The sequence below is a fragment of the Achromobacter spanius genome (assembly GCF_003994415.1).
Taxonomy (GTDB): domain Bacteria; phylum Pseudomonadota; class Gammaproteobacteria; order Burkholderiales; family Burkholderiaceae_B; genus Achromobacter; species Achromobacter spanius_C.
This window is the reverse complement of sequence record NZ_CP034689.1, coordinates 3363925-3384819: the sequence shown is the minus strand read 5'-3', so window position 1 is coordinate 3384819 and position 20895 is coordinate 3363925. Positions and strand designations below refer to the sequence as shown.

Annotated in this window: 23 protein-coding genes; 12 read left to right on the top strand and 11 right to left on the bottom strand. The window is 64.8% G+C overall.

Annotated features, from left to right (window positions below; all coding sequences use genetic code 11):
- Positions 1-4: 4 nt before the first annotated feature.
- The 3 genes from ELS24_RS30950 to ELS24_RS15355 all read left to right on the top strand — a co-directional run bounded on the left by ELS24_RS30950 (position 5) and on the right by ELS24_RS15355 (position 1488).
- Positions 5-166 carry a hypothetical protein gene (locus ELS24_RS30950; RefSeq protein WP_164741258.1) on the top strand — a complete coding sequence of 54 codons (162 nt, stop codon included), beginning with the start codon at positions 5-7 and terminating at the stop codon, positions 164-166.
- Positions 167-215: 49 nt separating this feature from the next.
- Complete coding sequence (locus ELS24_RS15360; protein WP_083447189.1) at positions 216-368, top strand: DUF3309 domain-containing protein; 153 nt, start codon at positions 216-218, stop codon at positions 366-368.
- Between the two features lie 163 nt (positions 369-531).
- On the top strand, positions 532-1488 hold the full coding sequence (locus tag ELS24_RS15355) for a 2-hydroxyacid dehydrogenase (protein ID WP_127184636.1): 957 nt from the start codon (positions 532-534) through the stop codon (positions 1486-1488).
- A gap of 42 nt (positions 1489-1530) precedes the next feature.
- Here ELS24_RS15355 and ELS24_RS15350 read toward each other — a convergent pair whose 3' ends face one another.
- Both ELS24_RS15350 and ELS24_RS15345 read right to left on the bottom strand, forming a co-directional pair.
- Positions 1531-2367, bottom strand: coding sequence for a universal stress protein (locus ELS24_RS15350; RefSeq protein ID WP_050444729.1), 837 nt, complete (start codon positions 2365-2367; stop codon positions 1531-1533).
- A gap of 112 nt (positions 2368-2479) precedes the next feature.
- On the bottom strand, positions 2480-4612 hold the full coding sequence (locus ELS24_RS15345) for an FUSC family protein (protein WP_127184635.1): 2133 nt from the start codon (positions 4610-4612) through the stop codon (positions 2480-2482).
- Positions 4613-4907: 295 nt separating this feature from the next.
- Between ELS24_RS15345 and ELS24_RS15340 the strand changes: the two genes are divergently transcribed.
- The 5 genes from ELS24_RS15340 to ELS24_RS15320 all read left to right on the top strand — a co-directional run bounded on the left by ELS24_RS15340 (position 4908) and on the right by ELS24_RS15320 (position 10006).
- Positions 4908-5813: an EAL domain-containing protein gene (locus ELS24_RS15340; RefSeq protein WP_050444731.1), complete on the top strand. Its 906-nt coding sequence runs from the start codon at positions 4908-4910 to the stop codon at positions 5811-5813.
- Between the two features lie 140 nt (positions 5814-5953).
- Positions 5954-6148 carry a hypothetical protein gene (locus ELS24_RS15335; protein ID WP_050444732.1) on the top strand — a complete coding sequence of 65 codons (195 nt, stop codon included), beginning with the start codon at positions 5954-5956 and terminating at the stop codon, positions 6146-6148.
- Positions 6149-6408: 260 nt separating this feature from the next.
- Positions 6409-7503: a DUF748 domain-containing protein gene (locus ELS24_RS15330; RefSeq protein ID WP_127184634.1), complete on the top strand. Its 1095-nt coding sequence runs from the start codon at positions 6409-6411 to the stop codon at positions 7501-7503.
- A gap of 114 nt (positions 7504-7617) precedes the next feature.
- Positions 7618-7977, top strand: a complete 360-nt coding sequence (locus ELS24_RS15325) for a hypothetical protein (RefSeq protein WP_240669315.1) — start codon at positions 7618-7620, stop codon at positions 7975-7977.
- Between the two features lie 460 nt (positions 7978-8437).
- Positions 8438-10006, top strand: a complete 1569-nt coding sequence (locus ELS24_RS15320) for a TerC family protein (protein WP_127184633.1) — start codon at positions 8438-8440, stop codon at positions 10004-10006.
- Positions 10007-10044: 38 nt separating this feature from the next.
- On the opposite strand, the gene ELS24_RS15315 is transcribed toward ELS24_RS15320, so the two are convergent.
- The 3 genes from ELS24_RS15315 to ELS24_RS15305 all read right to left on the bottom strand — a co-directional run bounded on the left by ELS24_RS15315 (position 10045) and on the right by ELS24_RS15305 (position 11748).
- A complete protein-coding gene (locus ELS24_RS15315; RefSeq protein ID WP_232311905.1) occupies positions 10045-10359 on the bottom strand; it encodes a hypothetical protein in 315 nt (104 codons plus the stop codon).
- Positions 10360-10675: 316 nt separating this feature from the next.
- Positions 10676-11305: an FMN-dependent NADH-azoreductase gene (locus ELS24_RS15310; protein ID WP_127184632.1), complete on the bottom strand. Its 630-nt coding sequence runs from the start codon at positions 11303-11305 to the stop codon at positions 10676-10678.
- On the bottom strand, positions 11302-11748 hold the full coding sequence (locus tag ELS24_RS15305; protein ID WP_127184631.1) for a GNAT family N-acetyltransferase: 447 nt from the start codon (positions 11746-11748) through the stop codon (positions 11302-11304). Before ELS24_RS15305 ends, ELS24_RS15310 begins: the two co-directional genes overlap by 4 nt.
- Before the next feature lie 104 nt (positions 11749-11852).
- Between ELS24_RS15305 and ELS24_RS15300 the strand changes: the two genes are divergently transcribed.
- A complete protein-coding gene (locus ELS24_RS15300; RefSeq protein ID WP_050444737.1) occupies positions 11853-13277 on the top strand; it encodes a PLP-dependent aminotransferase family protein in 1425 nt (474 codons plus the stop codon).
- A gap of 10 nt (positions 13278-13287) precedes the next feature.
- On the opposite strand, the gene ELS24_RS15295 is transcribed toward ELS24_RS15300, so the two are convergent.
- The gene (locus tag ELS24_RS15295) at positions 13288-13767 is read right to left on the bottom strand and encodes a carboxymuconolactone decarboxylase family protein (protein WP_050444738.1); all 480 of its coding nucleotides are present in this window, start codon (positions 13765-13767) and stop codon (positions 13288-13290) included.
- A 231-nt stretch (positions 13768-13998) separates the two neighbouring features.
- Here ELS24_RS15295 and chrA point away from each other — a divergent pair, with 231 nt between their 5' ends.
- A complete protein-coding gene (gene chrA / locus ELS24_RS15290; RefSeq protein ID WP_127184630.1) occupies positions 13999-15255 on the top strand; it encodes a chromate efflux transporter in 1257 nt (418 codons plus the stop codon).
- Here the strand turns inward: chrA and ELS24_RS15285 are convergent.
- Entirely contained in the window at positions 15252-16064 is an 813-nt protein-coding gene (locus tag ELS24_RS15285; protein ID WP_127184629.1) for an enoyl-CoA hydratase, read from the bottom strand. The genes chrA and ELS24_RS15285 overlap by 4 nt on opposite strands.
- Before the next feature lie 53 nt (positions 16065-16117).
- Positions 16118-17323, bottom strand: coding sequence for a multidrug effflux MFS transporter (locus ELS24_RS15280; RefSeq protein WP_127184628.1), 1206 nt, complete (start codon positions 17321-17323; stop codon positions 16118-16120).
- Positions 17324-17449: 126 nt separating this feature from the next.
- Here ELS24_RS15280 and ELS24_RS15275 point away from each other — a divergent pair, with 126 nt between their 5' ends.
- Positions 17450-17770: a SelT/SelW/SelH family protein gene (locus ELS24_RS15275; RefSeq protein ID WP_127184627.1), complete on the top strand. Its 321-nt coding sequence runs from the start codon at positions 17450-17452 to the stop codon at positions 17768-17770.
- Between the two features lie 46 nt (positions 17771-17816).
- On the opposite strand, the gene ELS24_RS15270 is transcribed toward ELS24_RS15275, so the two are convergent.
- Positions 17817-18986, bottom strand: a complete 1170-nt coding sequence (locus ELS24_RS15270) for an MFS transporter (protein ID WP_127184626.1) — start codon at positions 18984-18986, stop codon at positions 17817-17819.
- A gap of 110 nt (positions 18987-19096) precedes the next feature.
- On the opposite strand from ELS24_RS15270, the gene ELS24_RS15265 reads away from it, so the two are divergent.
- Positions 19097-19582, top strand: coding sequence for a MarR family winged helix-turn-helix transcriptional regulator (locus tag ELS24_RS15265; RefSeq protein ID WP_050444744.1), 486 nt, complete (start codon positions 19097-19099; stop codon positions 19580-19582).
- Between the two features lie 77 nt (positions 19583-19659).
- Here the strand turns inward: ELS24_RS15265 and ELS24_RS15260 are convergent, their stop codons facing one another.
- Both ELS24_RS15260 and ELS24_RS15255 read right to left on the bottom strand, forming a co-directional pair.
- A complete protein-coding gene (locus tag ELS24_RS15260) occupies positions 19660-20139 on the bottom strand; it encodes a DUF1348 family protein (protein WP_127184625.1) in 480 nt (159 codons plus the stop codon).
- A 28-nt stretch (positions 20140-20167) separates the two neighbouring features.
- A complete protein-coding gene (locus tag ELS24_RS15255) occupies positions 20168-20746 on the bottom strand; it encodes a TetR/AcrR family transcriptional regulator (RefSeq protein ID WP_127184624.1) in 579 nt (192 codons plus the stop codon).
- Positions 20747-20895 lie beyond the last annotated feature (149 nt).

The window sequence follows — 20895 nt, the reverse complement described above, 5'->3', positions numbered from 1 at the left end:
TGCCATGCAAGCCACACAGTATCTACACGTGCCGCCGAAACCCGAGCCCATCCCGCCGGGTTCGCCGCCGGGAGACCTGCCGGTGGATCCGGACACCGACCAACCCGAGGTGGACCTGCCGCCGCTATCGCCGCCCGTCAAGGAAATTGAGCCGCCAAAGCGTTGATGCCCGCTTGCCATCCAAGAATTCGAATCAATAACGACGAGGAGTCATCATGTCGACCATCCTGCTGATCATTCTGATCCTGCTGCTTATCGGCGCTGTGCCGGCGTGGCCGCACAGTAAAAGCTGGGGCTATTACCCCAGCGGCCTGCTTGGCATTGTCGTGATCGTGCTGATCGTGATGCTGCTGATGGGGCGCATATAGCGTTCTGATGGCTGCTAACTCGGCCCGGCCGCGCCGCGCGCGGGCTGGGCCACCCGAGTTTTGCCAGGAGGAATGGCCGCTGCCTGGACGGCGGGTAGCGCATGAGGGTCCCCAGGCGTAAGATTTCGGCGCCTACATCGACCCGCCTATCCGCAGCAGCAACATGCCCATTCCCTTACTGATTCTGATCGACAGCGTGCAGGACTATCTGCCCGAGATCCAGGCGCGCGGGTTTCAGCCCGTGTACGCGCCTGACGACCAAGCCCGAGAACAAGCCATTCAGGACCACGCCGACAAGATCCGCATCGTCCTGACGCGCGGCGCCACCGGCCTGCGCGCCGATGAAATGGCCGCCATGCCCAAGCTGGAACTGGTCTGTTCGCTGGGCGTGGGCTACGAAAACATTGACCTGGCTGCGGCGGCCGCGCGCGGCATCGTGGTCACCAATGGGCCGGGCGCCAATGCCGTGTCGGTGGCCGACCACGCCATGGCGCTGTTGCTGGGCGCGGCCCGCCGTCTGCCACAGGCTGATGCCTGGGTGCGGCAAGGAAAATGGAGCGGGTTCATGGGGCCGCAGGTGACGGGCAAGCGCCTGGGCATTCTGGGGCTGGGCACCATCGGCCTTGAAATCGCGCGCCGTGGGGCGAACGGGTTCGGCATGCGGGTCGGCTATTACAACCGGCGGGCGCGCCCCGAAACGGGCTACACGTATTTCGATAACCCGCGCGCGCTGGCCGCTGAATCCGACTTTCTGGTCATCGCCACACCCGGCGGCGCCAGCACGCGGCATCTGGTGGATGCCGAGGTGCTGCGTGCCCTGGGCCCCGAGGGCTATCTGGTGAACATTGCGCGCGGCAGCGTAGTGGATACCGACGCGCTGATCGCGGCGCTGGCCAGCGGCGGCATCGCCGGGGCGGGGCTCGATGTGGTGGATGGCGAACCCCACCTTCCTGACGCGCTCAAGCAGTTGGACAACGTGGTGCTGACCCCGCACAGCGCGGGACGCTCACCGGAGGCGGTGGCGGCCACCGTGGCACTGTTTCTGGAGAACGCCACGGCGCATGTCAACGGCAAGCCCGTGCTGACTCCGGTGCGGGACGCGCACGCGCAAGCCGCCTGAGCCAGGCCCGGGTCTGAGTCGCGGCCCGTGCTCGTCGCGGGCTTAGTGCGAGAACATGATCGGCACGGTCATGCTTTGCAGGATGAACGCGGTGGCGCCGCCCATGGCCCATTCGCGGAACTTGCTGTGGCCATAAGCGCCCATCACGATCAGGTCGGCGCTGTGGTCGGCGACCGCGTTCAGGATGGTGCTGCCCACGCCCACCCCCTTGATGGCGCGGCGCACGTGTTCCGGCGCCGGCATGCCGTGCGCGACGCAGTACGTGGCCAGGTCGTTGAAGGGCACGACTTCGTGCCCGGCGGCATTTTCGCCTTCGTCCATGGTCAGCACCACCAGGTGCGACGCCAGGCGCAGGGCTGGGGCGGCGTCGGCCAGGGCGCGGGCCGCTTCCCGGCTGCCGTCCCAGCAATAGAGCACGCGTTTGCCTATGCCTGAAAAATCACCGCTTGATGGCAATACCAGCACGGGCCGGCCGGTGGTCAGCAGCATCTGTTCCACGAATTCTGTCTCGTGCGCGGCGTCGACATCGTCGCGGTTGAACTGGCTGATGATGACAAGGTCGCTGCTGCGTGCGTGCAGCGCAACGGTGGCGCTGGGCGCGGCATCGCCCGCGCGCACCACGGCGGGCACGTCGGCGGCCGCGGCGGCTTCCAGAAAGGCGTTCTGTACCGCGCCCCGATTTTGCGCCTGCAGTTCCTTCATGACGTCCAGCGTGCGCGACATCAGCACGGACTCACCGTAGTAATACTGGGGCGGCGCGGCGTTGGCATAAATGCCGACCACGTCCGCCTGATGCTGTTTGGCTAGCGCCAGCGCCAAGGCGGTGCGGCGTTTGCAGTCGAATCCGTGGTCCAGGTGGACGGAAATGCGTCGGTACATGGCGGGCCTCCTTGATAAGCGTTCCCATGAATCCATGGTTGCGCGATCCGGCTGGCCCGCCATTGACGCGCGTCAACTTGGCGCTACTTTTTGCCGACGGCGTCAACCACGGCTAGCGCGGCGCTTCCTTTTCCACGCGGTCGCGCAGTTGCCGCACCTGGCGCGCCTGTTGGGCGATGCGGTCCAAGGGGCCGGCCAGCGCGGGGTCGGCGGACTGCACGGCGGCCGGGACCGTGAACTGGCGCGGGGCCAAAGCGGGTGCATTGTCCTGGGGATGCAGCGCGTGCGCCAGGACCAGGCCGTAATCCTGCAGCGCCTGCGCGGCGGCCGGAGCGTCGGGCGGCAAGGGCGGCTGGATTTCCAGCACGGTGCCGGCGGCGGTAATGCGCCGCATGGCGTTCAACAGGTTGACGGCGGTGTCGACCTTGCGGTCGCGGTGCACGGGGTTTTGCTGCAGCCGCTGCAAGGACGCTTCGGCGTTGTCGGCCGACAGGCAGGCCAGCCGGCGCAGGCCGACAATGTCGACCGCGCCGGCATCCGCCTGGGAATTGCTTTTCAGGCGGATCAGCGCCAGGGCGTAGGCGGCGTGGCGATCCAGGGCGCGCGTCAACGCGTCGGCCAATTGGCGCGGTTCTTTTTCGGGCCACACCAGAAAGCCCACCAACAAGGCCAGAATGCCACCCAACACGCTGTTGAAGGCACGCAGCGCGGCCAGCATGGGTTCGTAGATCTCGGGTTGCTGGATATGGCTGACCAGCACGAACTGAGAGGTCAGGAAGAAGGTGAACAGCGCGTAATGGATGGTGCGGGCGGCGAAGGTGCCCAGCGCAATGGGCAGCACCGCCAAGGCCACGGACAGCGGCGTGCTCAACAACAGGCCCAGCAATGACGCGCCGATGGCGCCGGCCACGCTGCCAATCACCCGCTCTAGCGTGCGCTGCCAGGTAGTGGCGAAATAGGGCTGCAGGATGAAAACCAAGGTCAGCGACATCCAATAGCCGTGATTGACGGCAAAGGTCTTGGACAACGCCACGGCAATGGTGGCGCCCACCCCCCCGCGCAGGGCATGGCGAAAGGCGTCGGACTCCACCCCCAGGTTCTGGCGCAAGGTGCGGGCAGCCTGGCGCGCGCGGCTTGCCAGGCCTGGAACGGCGACCGGCGCCGTGGGCGTGTCGCCTTGGTCGAACAGCGCCTGCATGACGGCCTGGGCGGTGTGTAGCATGCGGTCCAGCACTGGCACGATCGAGGCCAGATCGGGCGCATACGCCATTGCACCGCCACGCAGATCATGCAGGCCGGCGCTGAAGTGCGCCAGCCGCTCGCGCAGGCATTGCGCCTGTTTGGCGTCACCAACGTCGGACGTGCTGGCGATGGCGTTGCACACGCTGGCGTAGCGGTGCAGCGCATGGGACAGGTGCGCGCCCGCGCTGCGGCCCAGCCAGCGGGGCGCATTGGATTCCAGCAGGTCCGCCGCGGCCACCAGCGCAATGAAGCTGTCTTCGGCGCTGTCCAGCAGATACATCAGTTGGTGCGCGCGGGCGCGCCGCGAGGGGCGGGTGTCCTGCACTTCACGGATACGCACCCGGGCCGCTTCCAATGCCGCCCGCTGCGCACTGCGTTGCGGCTTGGTGACGGCCGTCCACGCCTGGGGACCGCCCGTTGGGGTCAGGCCGGAATACATGCGCGCCAGGGCATCGGCAAAGTCGGCCAGGCCGCGATAGCAGTGGGCGACCGCGTGGGTCGCGTCTTTCCAGGGCCGCCTGCGCCACACCAGCGCGGTCATCAACATGGCCCAGACCGCGCCGGCCAGAAAGAACAGCGTGTAGGACAGGCTTTCGGCCATGGTCGGCGCGGGCAGTTCGGCCGCCACCACGAACCCGGCCGACAGCAGCGTGCCGACGATGGCGGCGGCAGGCCCCAGCACCCGCAGCAGCCCGCCAAAGGTGCAGCAGACGAAGGTCAGCGGCAGCAGCAGCCACAGATGTCCGGCGCTGGCACTGGCCAGGAAGCAGAACAAGGCGCCGATCAGCCCCAGCGCCAGCATGGAACCCGCGCGCTGGCGTAACGGCCCGCCGGGGTCGCCGAAGCAGGCCCAGAAGGCGGCGATGGCGGTCCAGCCCAGGCGGGGTTCGTGCGCCAGCACGGCCAGAATGACGGGGGCCGCGCTGATCGCGGCGGCTTGCAGGGCGTCCAGCCACAGCACATTGCGCAGCGAGGCGCGCCAGAGGGAGAGCAGTTTTGTCACGCTAGAACAGGGCAGCTTCAGGCAGGGGGAAAGGCGTAGGACGCAAACCCTAGCATGTCGACAAGGATGTCTGCGTATACGGACCGTTACATTAATGTGAATCCAGCATCTGAAGCACGCAAATTTGCCTGGAACAATTGCGCAAAATGGCATAAAAAAACAAGTGCGGTCGCGTTATCGATAATTTTGGTGACACGCGATCGCGGTAAGCCCACAGTGAACTCATGTCCCAATGTGTCCCTGTCTGCGCCTGGACAGCGCAGGCTTCATCCAGGGATGCGCCAGGAGCGTAGACATGACGCCGAATCACGAGGCTTCCACGAGCTCGGTGGTCAGCGATGATGAAATCGCCGCCATGATTACAGGAAAAGACGGGCTGCGCGTGCTGTTGCAGCCCCAGATGGATTTGTTGACAGGCAGGATCGTGTCGGCCGAGGCGCTGGCGCGATGGCAGCATCCGCGCCTTGGGCTGGTCATGCCGGCCGAGTTCATTCCTGCCGTCAACCGCATGGGCATGGACAAGCAGTTGTTCGAGCGCGTTTGCCTGCGCGTGATTGATGTGCTGCTGACCATGCGCCGGATGGGCGTGGCGGTGCCGGTCGCGATCAACGCGCCTGCCACCACGCTTGCCGATGATCGCTCGGTTGCCTTTCTGCTTGAACGCATCCGCGCGGCGGAGCTTCCGGCCTCGCTGGTGCGTGTCGAACTGACCGAAGACCAGCCCATCAAGGACCTTGATGTCTTGCGCGCGTCGCTCATGAAGCTTGAGGACGCGGGCTGCGAGGTCAGCCTGGACGACTTCGGTACCGGGTATGCCTCGTTGAAGCTGCTGTCGGCCATTCCGCTTTCCGAAGTCAAGATCGACCAGTATTTCGTGACGCGCATGCGGCGCAGCGCCGTAGCGTTCGAAGTGCTGCGCAGCGCCGCTGAGCTTGCTACCCGCATGGGTTGGCGCGTGGTGGCCGAAGGGGTCGAGAACGTCGCCGACATTCCTGCCTTGCGTGCGGCGGGTTGCCGATATGGCCAAGGTTTCGCGTTGGGCCGGCCCATGACGCTGGACGAGCTGATGCTGCGCCTGCGCACGCAACGCGACGGGGTGGCGCCGCTGTCTGCGTCGGCCAGTTATGCGTCGTCCTGGATTGAAGCGTTTGACGGCGCGGATGCCGAGCCCGGCCCCCCCGTGCGCGTGACGACGCAATAGTCGGCGACGGCGGTAATTCTTACCGAGGAATCGGTGTCTGCGCGCGTGGCTTCCCGCATCCCTCGGCGCGCATGGCGTTTGGGCACGCCAGTTGCTATAGCAAGTCCGGCGGAACTGTTCCGCCCTCTAGGAGACTTGCAATGTCCAATCAGAACCAGCCCGACCAGCAAAAGCAGCCGCAAAAACAACAGGCCCAGGAAAATCCCAAGGACCGCAACCAGCAATCGGGCCAGCAACCCGGTCAGCAGTCAGGGCAACAGCCTGGCCAGCAGATCGACAAGGGGCAAGGCCAGCAGGGCCAGAACCCGGGTCAGCAAAACAAGACGCAACGCTAGCGTTTTGATCGCGCCTTGAGACCGCATACCGGCAGCGCGTATCCCGACGGCCTCGTCCACGCCCTCTGACAGGCGTGGCCGGGGCCATTTGCTTGGGGGGACGGTTTGCCGCCATCATCCTTTTCGGCCATTGAAATATGTTGCCTTATCTTTGACCATGCCTGTTTGCCCCTGTCTTTCTGACTCAGCCTCTTTGACCCAGCCTTTCTGACCCTGCTTTCGTTCGACCATCCTCTCGTTGGCTTTATCCAGGATTGCTCATGAACCCGCTTGCCCCCGCATCGCGCCAGCGCTCCGCCTTGGGTACCACCCTGGCGGTGCTGCTGATGCTGATTGCGCTGGCGGCCATTCTGGCCTTTGCCGCTGTACGTATCGTCGAACAGCGCGTTTCAAGCTTGCTGGGACCGCGCAGCCAGGTGGGCGATGTTCAGGTCCGTTTCCGGCAGGTGGTATTGACCGACGTCTTGGTGCCAGGCGCGTCAGGGCAGGCTGAGGCGCGCGCCAAGCGGGTGGTGCTTGAGCCCCGTTGGTCCGGGTTCTTGCGGCACGAAGCGGTGTTCGACGCCGTCATCATCGAGGGCTTCGATTTTGCCGTCGTGCGTACCGCCGATGGCGATATGCAGATTGCGCCTGCCTTGAAGACGGCAATGCAAGGGGGCGAGGGCCGCACGCGCGCCCGCATGCCCATCGAAATCACGCAACTGGTGCTGCGCGACGGGCGGCTGGAGTTCCTGGACGCCGCCATGGCCAAGCCCGCCCATCGTATTGCGTTCAAGAATGTGCAGGCGCGGCTGAGTCCCGTGGTGATTCCGGGAGAGGGCGCGCACAGCAACATCGAATTCGCCGGCGACGTGGAAGACAACCGCAATGGCGAATCGACCGTGCGCGCGCAAGGCTGGGTGGCCATTGGCGGCACCGATTCAGAGATGAAAATCGCGGTGCGCAATATGGATATCCGCCACGCCGCGCCGTACCTGGCGGAAAACGGCGCCGGCACCTTGACTGGCGGGGCGCTGGACCTGGACATGACCACGGCCATCGTCAAACAGAATTTGCGGGCATCGGGCGCCGTGGCGCTGCGCGACATGAAATTCAGCGGCGACGGATCGATTTTTTCGCTGCCGCGCAAAGCCGTTCTGGCCGCCATGAAAGACAACACCGGCGCCTTGCGATTCCAGTTCGCCTTGCGTGGCAGCCTGGACAACCCCAAGTTTTCCGTCACGCGCGGTTTTGCCGCGCAAGTGGCGCAGGGCTTCGGCCGAGCCATCGGCGTGGGCGCGGAGGGCGCCGCCCAAGGCGTGACCGGCGCGGTCAAGGAACTGGGCGACGCCTTGTCCGACATGCTCAGCCCCTGACACGCTGCCGTGTTGGCGCAGGCACGCGACTTGCGGCGTACTCGAAAACAATTCCTCACCCACTCCTTATCCGTTGGCATTGCGTTTGTCACTGTCATTAATTGGGAGACAACGATGAAAAGCCACAAACTGCTATTCGTGTCCGCCCTGCTGGCGCTATTGCCCTGGCAGGCCGGCACGGCGCAGACGAGCCAGACCACGTTGGTGGCACAGGCCGCGCCGCCGCCCTCCATGCCGATGCCTACGGCCGACGAAAAGATGGCGCCCGCCAACGCCATCCGCGAGCCGGTTCCGGGAGTGGAAAGCCAGGGCAAGAAGAAAATGCCCACTCCTGAAGAAACGACCGGAACGCCCCAGCCGAAATCCAACGATTCAAACGCGGCGCCCAGGCGCGGCGAGGATGCCCCGGATGGCGGCAAGCGCGGTGACCAACACAGCGGTCAAGGCGGGCGCCAGTCCAGCGGCGGCAGCTAGGCGGGCGCGCCGGATAGCAAGGGCATGTCGGGTTCTGGCGTATCGTCCGGATCGCGAGGCTCGGCGGATAGGCGCTGAGGCCCGGGCTTGCACCAACAGAAGTCGAAACGCCTTTCAGGTATTATTCAGCTTCCAGTAAGAACGAGAGCCCAGCGGTGTTACGCCCATTGCTTGCAAAAGCAACCCCGTGAACACCGCCTTCAATGACTCAAGAACCTCCTCCTGGCAGGGCGCCCCGGCGCCCGCCTTTGCTTTCTCTACGCCGACAGGCTGCCGTATCGACACGGCGCCCCGCACCAATCCGTGTTGCCGCCGCGCCGCCCGTCGCGTGCCGCGCACCACCGGGTGCAAACCCCAGTCGCCTTCGCGGCCTGCCAAACTCCTCTCTGCTTACCCACGCTTTCCATCTACAGCAAGGCGGCGCCATTGCGCGCGCACGCCCGATACCCGCGGACCAACAATGATTTTTGACTGGATGAACGACCCCACCGCCTGGCTTGGCCTGGCGACGCTGGTGATTCTTGAAATTGTTCTGGGCATCGACAACCTGGTGTTCATCGCCATTCTTGCGGACAAGCTGCCGCCCGAGCAGCGCAACCGCGCGCGGCTGATCGGCCTGAGCCTGGCCTTGCTGATGCGCCTGGGCCTGCTGGCCAGCATTGCGTGGGTAGTGACGTTGACGGCGCCGCTCTTCACCGTATGGGGCAGCGAGATTTCCGGACGCGACCTGATCCTGATCCTGGGCGGCCTGTTCCTGCTCTTCAAGGGAACGATGGAATTGCACGAGCGCGTGGAAGGCAGCGCCGGCCACGAGGCCGGGCAGAAGCCGCAGCACGCGATCTTCTGGCAGGTCATCCTGCAGATCGTGGTGCTGGACGCCGTGTTCTCGCTGGATTCGGTCATTACCGCCGTCGGCATGGTGCAGGAACTCAGCATCATGATGATTGCCGTGGTGCTGGCGATGGCCGTCATGATGGTGGCCAGCCGTCCGTTGATGGCGTTCGTGGGCCGCCATCCCACCGTGGTGATCCTGTGCCTGGGCCTGTTGCTGATGATCGGCTTCAGCCTGGTGGCCGAAGGTCTGGGCTTCCATGTGCCCAAGGGTTACCTGTACGCCGCCATTGGTTTTTCCATCCTGATCGAGCTGTGCAACCAATTGGCCCGGCGTAACCGCGCCAAGGGTACGCATGCGCTTGGCCGCCGCCAACGCACGGCGCAGGCCGTGTTGCGGCTGCTGCATACTGGCCGCGCCGGCCAGCCGGGCCAACAGGCCGACGAGATGGTGGCGCTGGTGGACAGCGCGGGCGATGAACCCGCTTTCGCGCCCGAAGAAAGTTCCATGATCGAGCGCGTGCTTTCCGTGGGTGCGCACGATGTGCGTTCCATCATGGTGCCGCGCGGCGACATGGTCTGGCTGGATGTGGCCGACTCATCGGAAACCATTGTGCGCAAGTTCGCAAGCGGCCATTCGCGCTTGCCGCTTTGCGCGGGCGATGCGTCCAACGTCTTGGGAGTGCTGCACTTCAAGGACGTGCTGCCGCTGCTGCGCAACCCCGGGCCCATCGACCTGGTGGACCTGGCGCGCGAACCGCGCTACGTCATGGAGACGATGCCGGTGCTGAAGGTGCTGGAAGAACTGCGCGCCACGCGCGACCACATGTTGATTGTGGTGGACGAGCACGGCGTCTGCGAAGGTCTGGTCACGCCGATGGATGTGCTGACCGCCGTGGGGGGCGAATTGCCTGAACACAGCGAAGACCAGCCCGAAGCGTTGCCGTTGTCTGACGGTTCCTGGTTGCTGGAAGGCGGTTTGTCGGTGGGCGAGACCGCACGCTTGCTGGACATTCCTGGCCTGGTCGACGATTACCCGGACGCCACGCTGGCGGGCTGCCTGCTGCGCGCGGTAGGCCGGCTACCCGACGCCGGCGACACGATTCGCCTGCACGAATGGAATTTCGAGGTGACGCGCCGCGATGGCCTGCGTATTCATCAAGTGCATGCCCGCCCGGAAATGGCGCCTGCGATGTAAGAAGCAAGCTGGACAAGGCCTGGGAAGAGGCCCGCCGCCTAGCTGCACACGCGGCGCCACGGCGCAATGCCGCGCGGCGGGCAATAGCCGGCGCACGGCGTCGCCATCGACATACCGCTTTCGCAGCGCTGTTCGGGCGCTTTGTCGCCATAGGGCACGGTGCCCTGGCAGTCGCAACTGGCCAGACCGGCGCCGGACGGCAATTTCTTGGGCACCGGGGCGGCTGGCGCGGCGGCGGCAAGGCCGTCGCCATCGTCGTCCTTGCTTTGCATGGCGGCGCGCACCTTGGCCACCGTCATGTTGCAGGCTTTGGCGATGGCCTTTACCGATTTGCCATCGTCGGCCATCGTCATAATTTTCTGATCGCTGCAAGCGGCCTGCGACGGCGCCGAAAACCCAGCGCTTAACGCAAACAGGACGGTCATGAACAGGAGTGGCTGGCACCGGGTCATCGCACGTCTCCAATAAAACGAATCGGTCGGGCGAAGTACGCCGTATGCGTGATGGTGCTTCGTTAAGAAGCCATGATCAGGGTCTGGCGCCTCTTGCTTGCGGCCTAGCGTAGTGTGCGCGTTTCCGCGGTGTCAATGCGACCCGATTTAATAAGCGGACGTGGCTGAAAGGCCTGGTAAACAAGCACTTATGAAGAATTACCAGGCCTGGCCGCGATCAGATGACGGATGCCAGCGCGAGCGGATGCGCGGCAATATCGGCTTCCGCCACGGCGCGCGCCGCCTGCAATGCCGCGTCGCCGCGAGCCGTACCTTGCACCGAAAAAAAGGTCACGTTGTGCAGGCCGATCGTGCCCAGCACATGCTTCAAATACGGCGTCAGGAAATCAGGCTGGCGTGCCGCGTCGCCCAGGAATTCACCGCCCGACGACACGGCCACGTACACCGGGCGATCCCGCAGATTACCGACCTTGCCTTCGGCGGTGATGCGAAACGTGCTGCGCACCCGCACCACATGATCAATCCAGACTTTCAACGCCGACGGCACCGTGAAGTTATGCATGGGCGTGGCGATGACGATGTGCGTGGCGTCTTGCAGGGCCTGGATCAGTTCGCTGGATCGTTGCAGCGCGCCCCGGGCCAGGACCTCGTCCGCCGGGTCTGCCGGCGCGCTTAACGCCAGGGCATACTCGTGGTCCACAGGGGGCAGGCGGGTGGCGTCGATTTCCACGATGGCGGGCGTGGCGCCGTCAGCGGCGTCGACCAGGCCTTGAATGATGCGTTGCGACAGGCGCCGGCTTTCGGAGGCGCGGCCGCGCGGGCTGCAGGTGAGGTGAAGAATGTTCATGCGGTCGTCGTGTCCAGGTTTTTGCTGAAGTGCAGGCCCTTGCTCAAGAGTCCTTGCCGGAAGTAGAAGCGTTGGGCCAGCGAATTGGCCAGACCGGTGTCCAACACCAATTTTGCGCAGCCCGCATGGCGTGCAAGGCCGTCCAGCGCTTGCAACAGGCGTGCGCCCCAGCGGCCGCCGCGCCGCGAGGCGTCCACCACCAGGTCGTCCACATACATGAAGCGGCCGTAGAGCAGGTTTTCCTGGTAGCGGTAGCCGGCCAGGGCCACGGGCGTATCGCCGTCAATGCCCGCCAGCAGGTGGTAGCGTTGATCGCGCATGCGGCGGATGCGGGCGGTGAAGTCGTCGGTGTCCACAAGGTGGGGCCGAAGCTCACGCATCAGCGGCAGGCAGGCGCGTAATTCGTCTTCGGTTTCGATGTGGCGCAGGGCAGGGTCGGCCATGGCGGTTTGCATAGGGGCTGATGTCATAAGGGTTGATTCAGCCGTCATCGTAGGTTTGGCATGCCATAATTTAAAGAGCCATAAATTGAACTTTGGACTATGCCATGATCAGCCGCCGCCCCGAGGCCCAGCGACCGCTTGCCCCGGACAGCACCGACCCGCTTTACCGCCAGGTCTATGAGCGGTTTCGCGGCGCCATCGCGGAAGGCACGCTGAAACCCGGCGACCGCATTCCGTCAGCCCGCGCGCTGGCCAAGGACATGGGGGTGGCGCGCGGCACGATCGAAGTGGCGTATTCCCTGCTGGCCGCCGAAGGCTATATCCAGGCGCGCGGGCAAGCCGGCACTATCGTCGCGCCGGACCTGCAACCGCAGGCCGCCGCACCCGCTGTCGTCACGCCTGTCGAAGCGGCTGACGACGAGCACGGCTGGCCTCGTCCGCCCCGCATTCTGCCGTTCCAGATGGGCATACCGGCCCTGGACGCTTTTCCGCGCAAGCTTTGGGCCCGCCTGGGTGCGCGCCAATTACGCAGCGTGCAGGCGCCCGACCTGTCGTATCCGCCGTCGGATGGGTTGCCAGACCTGCGTACCGCGGTGGCGGCTTATCTGCGGGTGGCGCGCGGCATACATTGCCAGCCCGCGCAGGTCTACATCACGTCTGGCTACAACTACACGATGCAGTTGATCATCCAGGCCTTGCTTGCGCCCGGCGACCGCGTCTGGGTGGAAGACCCCGGCTATCCGCCCACGCGCGCGCTGCTGGCGCAAGCCCGGCTGGATGCCGTGCCGGTGCCGGTGGATGCGGATGGCTTGATGGTGGCGCAAGGCGAGGCGCGCGCGGGGCAGGCCAGGGCAGCGGTGGTGACCCCGGCCCACCAAAGCCCGCTGTCGATGTCCTTGTCGCTACCGCGCAGGCAGGCCTTGCTGGATTGGGCCGAGCGCAAGCAGGCCTGGATTGTGGAAGACGACTATGACGGAGAATACCGCTATGTGAGCCGCCCGCTGCCCGCGTTGAAGAGCCTGGATACGCAGGGGCGCGTGCTGTATGCGGGTTCGTTCAGCAAGGTGCTGTTTCCCGGCATGCGGCTGGCGTATCTGGTGGTGCCCGACGCGCAAGTGGCGCGCTTTGACCGCATCAGCCGACTGCTGTCGGGTGGCGCGCCGGCCATTACGCAGGCGATCCTCTCCGCCTTCATCAGCGAAGGGCATTTTGGACGGCACATCCAACGGATGCGGCGGTTGTATAGCGAACGTCGCGAAGCCACCGCGGCGGGCTTGAAGGCCGCGCTGGGCACGCAACTGCGGATCGACCCGCAACCAGGCGGCATGCATCTGGTGGCGCGTATGGACGGCAAGCCGGGCGACCAAGCATTGGCGGCGCGCATGCTGGAACAAGGTCTTTACGCGCATCCCTTGTCCCGATGGTCGACGTTGCCCGATCCGCCCTCAGGCCTGCTGCTGGGGTTCACCAACATTGCGTCGCAAGAGCAGGCTTACGATTTCGGTTTGCGGATCCGGGCGTTGATGTAGCGGCTGGCGCTTAGTTCAAACCGGCCTTGTCCAGGCCGAAGGCGGCGTCGGCGGAACCGGGCACCGTGCGAAACGCCACGTTCAAGCGGTTCCAGCCGTTGATGGCGACCACGCGGAACGTCAGGTCCGAGATTTCCGCTTCGGACAATTGCGCGCGCACGGCTTCATATACGTCGTCGGGCACGCCATGGGCGGGCAGGGTGGTCAGCGCCTCGGTCCAGGCCAATGCGGCGCGTTCGCGGGCCGAAAACAATGTCGATTCGCGCCAGATGGCCACATGATGCAAACGCAATTCGCGTTCGCCACGCATCCTGGCCTGCTTGACGTGCATGTCCAGGCAAAAGCCGCAACCGTTGATCTGCGAGGCGCGGATGTCGACCAGGTCGCCGAATTCCTTGATGACGGGTACGTTTTTCATGGCCGCGCTGAAGTCCATGTAGTGCTTGGACAAGGGCGCCGACACCTGGAAGTAATCCAACCGCTGGGTCATGGGTCTACCTTTTTTGGAAACGCTGTTGTTGAAAGGGCGAAGTAATCAGCAAGCCGTAGGATGCGGCAGATTGGCCCAGTTCAGAAGTGCCATGAATATGGTTTAGTTCTAGGCCATGACTCCGGGCAACGGCGCTTCAAAGCGGTGCTTGAAAGCGGCGCGCGCCCCGGCTATAAGCTTGGAGCAGGGGCGAAGTTCCAGCGCTCCGACCGACCACGAAGCTCACGCCCCATGCCGCACCCCCCCTCCCACGACGAACACGTCGCCAGCAAGCCCGCCACCCACGAACAGGCGCAGCCGGCGCGCGGATCCTGTCTTGAAGTCTTCCTGGTATTCCTGCGCCTGGGCCTGACCTCATTCGGCGGTCCGGTGGCGCACCTGGCGTACTTCCGCACCGAATTCGTCGACCGACGCCAGTGGTTGGATGACTATGCTTATTCAGATCTGGTTGCCTTGTGCCAGTTTTTGCCAGGCCCTGCCAGTAGCCAGGTCGGCATGGCGATCGGTCTGCGCCGCGCCGGATGGGCCGGCATGCTGGCTGCCTGGCTGGCATTCACGCTGCCCACGGCCCTGGCGCTGATGGGTTTTGCGATGGGCCTGGCCCACTTCGGCTGGCTATCCGGGTCGGCCGTTATCCATGGCCTGAAAATCGCCGCCGTGGCGATCGTGGCCCAGGCCGTGTGGGGCATGGGTCGCACGCTGTGCCCCGACCACCCGCGGGCCGGCCTGGCCGTGGCGGCCGCCCTGATCACCCTTGTTCTGCCCACGGCCTGGGGCCAGATAAGCGCCATCTTGCTGGGCACCGTGGTGGGGGCCGTGGCACTGCAACTGCCACCCCGGCCCATCATGGCCAGCCATACTCAGGGAGTATCGCGTGGTGCGGCCTATGTCGCGCTGGTGCTTTTCGTGGTGTTGCTGGTGGGCCTGCCCATCTGGGCGGCCGTGTCGAACACGGCGGCGGCCGGCCAGATTGCCGGCTTCTATCGGGCGGGCGCCCTGGTGTTTGGCGGCGGCCATGTGGTGCTGCCCTTGCTGGACGCCACGGCGGTATCGGGCGGCATGGTTTCCAGCGCCGACTTCCTGGCCGGTTACGGCGCGGCGCAAGCGATGCCGGGGCCGCTGTTCGCCTTTGCGGCTTTCCTGGGCGCCTTGTCGTCCGGCCCGCTGTCGGGCTGGATGGGCGGGCTGGCGCTGTTGGGCGTGATTTTCTTGCCCGGCGCCTTGCTGGTGGCGGGCGCCTTGCCGTTCTGGGAAAGCCTGCGGCGGCGTCCTGCCGTGCGCAACATGATCGCGGGCGTGAACGCCAGCGTGGTCGGCATCTTGTTGGCGGCACTGTACGACCCGGTCTGGACCAGCGCCATCTTGAACAAGACCGATTTCGGCCTTGCCTTGCTGCTGTTCGCCTTGCTGGTCTATGCCCGCTGGTCGGCCGTGTGGGTGGTGCTGCTGGCGGCCGCCGGCGGATGGGCGCTGGCCTTCTTCGCCTAGGACTGCCAGCGCGGCGCGCGCTTTTGCAGGAAGGCGTCGATGCCTTCGCAGGCGTCGGCTTCCATCATGTTGCGGGCCATCACGTCGCCGGCATAGTCGTAGGCATCCGCCAACGCCATCTGGCGCTGCTGGTAGAACATGCGTTTGCCGTAGCGGATGGCGGCAGGGCTCTTGGCCAGGATGTCCGCCGCCAACGCGTTGACCCGCGCATCCAGTTCGGCCTCGGGCACGGCATCGTTGATCAGGCCCCAGTCCCGCGCCTGCGCCGCGTCGATAAAGCGCGCGGTGACCAGCATTTCGAAGGCACGCTTGGCAGACACGTTGCGGCTGAGCGCCACGGCGGGCGTCGAGCAAAACAAGCCCACGTTGATCCCCGACACGGCAAAGCGCGCCGTGTCCGCGGCAACGGCCAGATCGCAACTGGCCACCAGTTGGCAGCCCGCCGCCGTCGCAATACCGTGGACCTTGGCGATGACGGGCACGGGCAGGGCTTGCAAACCTTGCATGACCCTGCCGCATTGGCGGAACAGGGCGCGGTAGTAGTCCAGGGAAGGCTGGCTGCGCATTTCGCGCAGGTCATGGCCCGCGCAAAATGCCCGGCCCGTGGACTCCAGCACCACGCAACGCACATCGGGGTCACGGGCCAAGGCATCAATTTCTTGTTGCAAGGCGGCCAACAGACCTTCGGACAGTGCGTTGAACTGCGAGGGCCGGTTCAAGCGCAGCGTCACGACGCCGCCTGCCGAGGTGCGCAGCAGCAACGGCTCCAGCGGCGCTTTGTTATTCAAGGAATCGGAATCCGGGGCCATGTTGTCTCCAGAAAAGGGTTTCCTGGATACTAGCGCAAGCGGATCCGCGCAGTTCAGCCGCGGAGCCGCCGCGCCATGCCAGGCGACAGGCACAAGAGCGGCGCCACGATCACCAGGCCGATCAGCGCCATCGCGGCTTGGGGCGCCATGCCACTGTCGAGCAACACCGTTGCCACCACGGCCGAACCGCTCATCTGGAACAAGCCGTACACCGCGGCGGCCGTGCCGGCGCGATCGGCGAAGGGCTCCAGCGCCAGGCTCAGGCCGGAACCCAAGGCCAGCGAAAACCCTACTGTCAGCACGGCAACGGGCAGCATGAATATCCAGGCCGACAGCGGCATCCACCACCACGCGGCAGCATGCATGGCCGACGCCAGCAGCAATGCGGCCATGCCGACCCGTACCATCGTGTGGCGCCCGAACCGGGCAATGAACGCGGGCGCCAGAAAGAAAGCCGCAATGTTGATGGCGGCGTTGCCGCCGAACCAAGCCGAAAAGCCCAGCTCGTTGTAGCCGAGTTGCTGCACCAGCACCACAGGCGCCGCCGACACGAACACCAGAATCATCGCCATGCCTGCCATGCCAAACAGGGCGAAGTACAAAAAACGCCCGCTGGCCACGATGGGCAGATACCGAGGCAGGCTGTAGAGCGGGGTTCGAGGCGCGGTTGGCGCGGTTGGCGCCGCGCGGGTTTCTTCAAAACGCCGCGCCAACAACACTATCAAGGCTAAGGCGAACACCACCATGAAGACAAAGGTGGCGCGCCAGCCGGCATGTACGGCCAGCGCGCCACCGAGCATGGGCGCCAACGCGGGCACGGAGCACAAGGCGCCATTCAAATAGCTGTAGACCCGCGCACCCACGGCGGGGCTGAACTTGTCGCGCACGGCGGCAAACGCCACCAGCGACGCCGAACACGCGCCCAAGCCCTGTATGACACGCGCGACATAAAACACCTCAAGCGTGGACGCGGCGGCGCCCAGCGCCGAACCCGCCAGATACGCCATGGCCCCGCCCAGGGCCACCGGCCGACGTCCGTAACGGTCTGCCAAGGGGCCGATCAACATCTGTCCCAAACCCACCGCGAAGATAAACAGCGTGATGCTGGCCTGCAGCGCGGTGACGGGTTCGCCAAACCCCGCCGCCATGGCGGGCAACGACGGCAGGTAGATATCGATACCCATCGGCGTCAGCGTGACCAGCCCCATCAAGAGACCGATCAGCCAACGTTGGTAAGAGGGAGAAGCGGCAGACGTCATGGCAGGCTTTGGGTGCGATTCGCATCCGGGAAAACCCGACATTATCCACGAACGCAGCAACGCGCCAGCATGAGCGTCGTGACAGGCGTCGTGACAGAATCGACACGCACAGTAGAATCTTTCCCCATGAATACACCAACCTTTCGTCCCCGCATCGTCATCCTCTACTGCACGCAGTGCCAGTGGTTGCTGCGCGCCGGCTGGATGGCGCAAGAGCTGCTGTCCACGTTTTCCACCGACCTGGGTGAAGTGGTGTTGCAACCTGGCACGGGCGGCATATTCCAGATCACCTACAACGGCGACCTGATCTGGGACCGCAAGAGCGACGGCGGTTTTCCGGAAGCCAAAGTCCTGAAACAGCGCGTGCGCGACCGCTTGGACCCTAGCCGGTCGCTGGGCCATATCGATGGCCACGTGGCTGGTCCGCTGGCCGCGCCCGACATCTGAACGCGTAGGCCCGAACCTGGCACGGCTTGCGCCGTGCCCCATGCGGTCAAGCCGCGCCGCGCATGGGTGTGGGACGAAACCGGGCCGCCATGGCAAATAACAGTACGCAAAGCGCCGCCATCATCATCCAGGCGGGCTTCAGGTCGGCCAGATGCTGGCGGATCAGCCCGGCCGCAAAAGGGAAGAGCGCGGCGATCAGGTAACCCACGCCCTGCACGAACGACGCCAGGCGGCCGGCCTCGACCGGCGTTGTTGCGTGGTCCATCGTTACGATCAAGGACAGCGGGAACAAGGCGCCGATGCCCAGGCCGGCCAGCACGGCGGCAGGCCAAGCCAGCGCGACGGGCGACGCAATCAGGCCCACCAAGCCCAGCAAGAGCGCGCCGATCGCGGCTAGCAACGCGGGCCGGCGATCTGGCATCCGGCCAATCACCAAGGACACCAACAGCCCCGCCGCAATCTCGGCCACCGTCACTGCGCCCAGCAATTGCCCTGATGCCACCGGGGTCCAGCCCAGCGCCGTGTAGTAGGGGGGAAGCCATGCCAGTACCAAGGTGTAGGCGCCCGTGCCCAGACCAAAGAATCCGGCCAGCAACCAGCGTCGCGCGCGTGCGGTGGACAGGCTGTGCGCTATCGTCGCTCCGGCGCCGCGCGCCGCGTCGCCCCGGTTGACCAACCCCCAGCAAAGCAGCGCCAGGGCCGCGGGCAAGGCCCAGATCGCCAACGCTTCGAAGCCACCGAAGCGTTGCGCCAGCACGGGCGAGGCCACGCTGGCGACGGCCGCACCGCCCATGATGGCGGTCGAATAGATGCCCATGATGGGGCTGATGCCCGATGAAAACCGGGTTTTGATATACAGCGGAAGCAGTGCCTGCGTGACGGCGATACCCAGTCCGGCAATCACGCCCGTCAGCAGCATCAAGATGGTGTTGTCGGCCCACAAGCGGCACGCGGTGGCAGCCACGATCAAGGCAACGCCGGCCGCAATGCCATGGTGCTCAGCGGCCATGCGGCGCAGGGGCGCCACGCTCAGGGCGCCCAGGCCCATCACGAAAACGGGCAGGGCGGTCAACAACCCCGCTGCAGTGTCTGACATGCGGGTGGCGGCTTGCAGCGCGTCCAGCAAGGGGGGCACGGACGCCAGGACGGGGCGCAGGTTCAGCCCCACCAGGATGATGGCGGCAATGCGCCAGGCGTTCAAACAAGAAGGTGACACGGTGGCTCCAAAGCCGGACGCGTCTCGCCATGCGAAGCGTTCCGGTAGACTATCTTGGCGTCAAGATATTTTGAATTTATCTTGACGTCAAGATAAAAGGAGAAAGCCCCGTGGACAGAGCAAGTCGCGCCGTAGCGCAATGGAACCGCGAACGCCCCGAGCTGGACGTATCAACGATGCGTGTGTTGGGGCGTTTGGGCGAATGTGCCTTGGTCATTACCCGCGACCGCATCAATCCGCTTTTTGCGGAATTCGGCTTGCAGCCTGGTGAATTCGACGTGCTGGCTACCTTGCGCCGCAGCGGCAAACCTTATGCGTTGACGCCCACGGCGCTGTACGAAGACGCCATGATTTCGTCGGGCAGCATGACCAACCGGATCGACCGCCTGGAAAAAGCGGGGTGGGTCGTGCGAACGCCCAGCCCCGACGACGGCCGGGCCACGCTGGTGATGCTAACCAAGGCGGGCATCCGGCTGATCGACGAGGCTGTGGTGGCGCACCTGCGCAATCAAGCAGAAGTGCTGTCGCCGTTGACCGCGGCCGAGCAAGAACAATTGAGCCGCCTGCTTGGAAAATTGTTGAAGGCCTATGAATAACGAGGCTCATGGATAACGAGGCTCATGGATAACGAGGCTCATGGATAACGAGGCCTGACGCATTGTCAGGCCGGCCTTCACAAGCCCAATTCCGACAAGCCCGGGTGCTCATCGGGGCGACGGCCCAGCGGCCAGCGGAATTTTCGGTCGGCTTCCTTGATGGGCAGGTCGTTGATGCAGGCGTAGCGATTGACCATCAGACCATCTTCGCTGAACTCCCAGTTTTCGTTGCCGTAGGAACGGAACCAATTGCCGGAATCGTCACGCCATTCATAGGCATAACGCACGGCGATGCGGTTGTCGGTGTATGCCCACAGTTCCTTGATCAGCCGGTAGTCCAGCTCCTTGGCCCATTTGCGCGCCAGAAAAGCACGCGCTTCTTCGCGATTCTTGACGAATTCGGCGCGGTTGCGCCACTGCGTATCCAGACTGTAGGCCAACGCCACCTTGTCGGGATCGCGGCTGTTCCAGCCGTCTTCGGCCAGGCGGACTTTCTGCACGGCGCTCTGGAGGGTGAAGGGCGGCAGCGGGGGGCGGGTTTCGGGTTGCTGTGTCATCGTCAGGGCCTTGTCGAGGGGAGGGAAGTCAGGGGTTGGCTGGAAAGAGCGCGGCGGCGGCGCGTTGCGCGCTGGCGGTGATGGACACATCGCCCGAGACCAGCGCCACCGCGATCGCGCCGTCGATCAGCACCAGCAACTGGCGCGCGGCCTCGTCAGGATCGGGCAGCCTGGCCTCTTGCGCCAAATGCAGTATGTGTTCCAGCAAGCGGGCCTTGTGCAGGCGGGACACCGCGCGGATGGGGTGCGCCGGGTCGCTGATTTCGCCTGCCGCGTTGATGAACGCGCACCCGCGAAAACCGTCGGACTCAAACCATTCCTGCAAGGCGTCAAAGACGGACAGCAAGCGCTCGCGGGGCGTGGCGGCCCGCGTGGTGGCGGCGATGAACCATTGCATCCACCGTTCGTCGCGCGCTTGCAAGGCGGCCGCCACCAGTGCGTCTTTGTTCGGATAGTGCTTGTACAGGCTTTTGCGCGCCACGCCCGAGGTCTTCACAATCAGGTCCATGCCGGTGGCATGGATGCCGCCCTGATAGATCAGGTTTTCGGTGGCCCGAAGCAGGCGTTCCTGCGTGGGGGTCAGGGCATCTGGCGTTGCAGTGTTCATAGCGGGAGAACGATCGTTCTTCATGAGATGGCCGAATGATAGAACGATCATTCTCCCGCGTCAAGAATCTGCTTGGGTCAGAGGCATCTGCTTGCTATTTCAGTCATAAATATGTTAAGATCTTTTAATTGACGGCAAAATTAAAACAA

What these genes read in the sequence shown, in the direction of transcription:
- ELS24_RS30950 (WP_164741258.1), top strand. Translation starts at nt 5, where the DNA reads ATGCAAGCCACACAGTATCTACACGTGCCGCCGAAACCCGAGCCCATC.
- ELS24_RS15360 (WP_083447189.1), top strand. Translation starts at nt 216, where the DNA reads ATGTCGACCATCCTGCTGATCATTCTGATCCTGCTGCTTATCGGCGCT.
- ELS24_RS15355 (WP_127184636.1), top strand. Translation starts at nt 532, where the DNA reads ATGCCCATTCCCTTACTGATTCTGATCGACAGCGTGCAGGACTATCTG.
- ELS24_RS15350 (WP_050444729.1), bottom strand. Translation starts at nt 2,367, where the DNA reads ATGTACCGACGCATTTCCGTCCACCTGGACCACGGATTCGACTGCAAA.
- ELS24_RS15340 (WP_050444731.1), top strand. Translation starts at nt 4,908, where the DNA reads ATGACGCCGAATCACGAGGCTTCCACGAGCTCGGTGGTCAGCGATGAT.
- ELS24_RS15335 (WP_050444732.1), top strand. Translation starts at nt 5,954, where the DNA reads ATGTCCAATCAGAACCAGCCCGACCAGCAAAAGCAGCCGCAAAAACAA.
- ELS24_RS15330 (WP_127184634.1), top strand. Translation starts at nt 6,409, where the DNA reads ATGAACCCGCTTGCCCCCGCATCGCGCCAGCGCTCCGCCTTGGGTACC.
- ELS24_RS15325 (WP_240669315.1), top strand. Translation starts at nt 7,618, where the DNA reads ATGAAAAGCCACAAACTGCTATTCGTGTCCGCCCTGCTGGCGCTATTG.
- ELS24_RS15320 (WP_127184633.1), top strand. Translation starts at nt 8,438, where the DNA reads ATGATTTTTGACTGGATGAACGACCCCACCGCCTGGCTTGGCCTGGCG.
- ELS24_RS15315 (WP_232311905.1), bottom strand. Translation starts at nt 10,359, where the DNA reads ATGACGATGGCCGACGATGGCAAATCGGTAAAGGCCATCGCCAAAGCC.
- ELS24_RS15310 (WP_127184632.1), bottom strand. Translation starts at nt 11,305, where the DNA reads ATGAACATTCTTCACCTCACCTGCAGCCCGCGCGGCCGCGCCTCCGAA.
- ELS24_RS15305 (WP_127184631.1), bottom strand. Translation starts at nt 11,748, where the DNA reads ATGGCCGACCCTGCCCTGCGCCACATCGAAACCGAAGACGAATTACGC.
- ELS24_RS15300 (WP_050444737.1), top strand. Translation starts at nt 11,853, where the DNA reads ATGATCAGCCGCCGCCCCGAGGCCCAGCGACCGCTTGCCCCGGACAGC.
- ELS24_RS15295 (WP_050444738.1), bottom strand. Translation starts at nt 13,767, where the DNA reads ATGACCCAGCGGTTGGATTACTTCCAGGTGTCGGCGCCCTTGTCCAAG.
- chrA (WP_127184630.1), top strand. Translation starts at nt 13,999, where the DNA reads ATGCCGCACCCCCCCTCCCACGACGAACACGTCGCCAGCAAGCCCGCC.
- ELS24_RS15285 (WP_127184629.1), bottom strand. Translation starts at nt 16,064, where the DNA reads ATGGCCCCGGATTCCGATTCCTTGAATAACAAAGCGCCGCTGGAGCCG.
- ELS24_RS15280 (WP_127184628.1), bottom strand. Translation starts at nt 17,323, where the DNA reads ATGACGTCTGCCGCTTCTCCCTCTTACCAACGTTGGCTGATCGGTCTC.
- ELS24_RS15275 (WP_127184627.1), top strand. Translation starts at nt 17,450, where the DNA reads ATGAATACACCAACCTTTCGTCCCCGCATCGTCATCCTCTACTGCACG.
- ELS24_RS15260 (WP_127184625.1), bottom strand. Translation starts at nt 20,139, where the DNA reads ATGACACAGCAACCCGAAACCCGCCCCCCGCTGCCGCCCTTCACCCTC.
- ELS24_RS15255 (WP_127184624.1), bottom strand. Translation starts at nt 20,746, where the DNA reads ATGAACACTGCAACGCCAGATGCCCTGACCCCCACGCAGGAACGCCTG.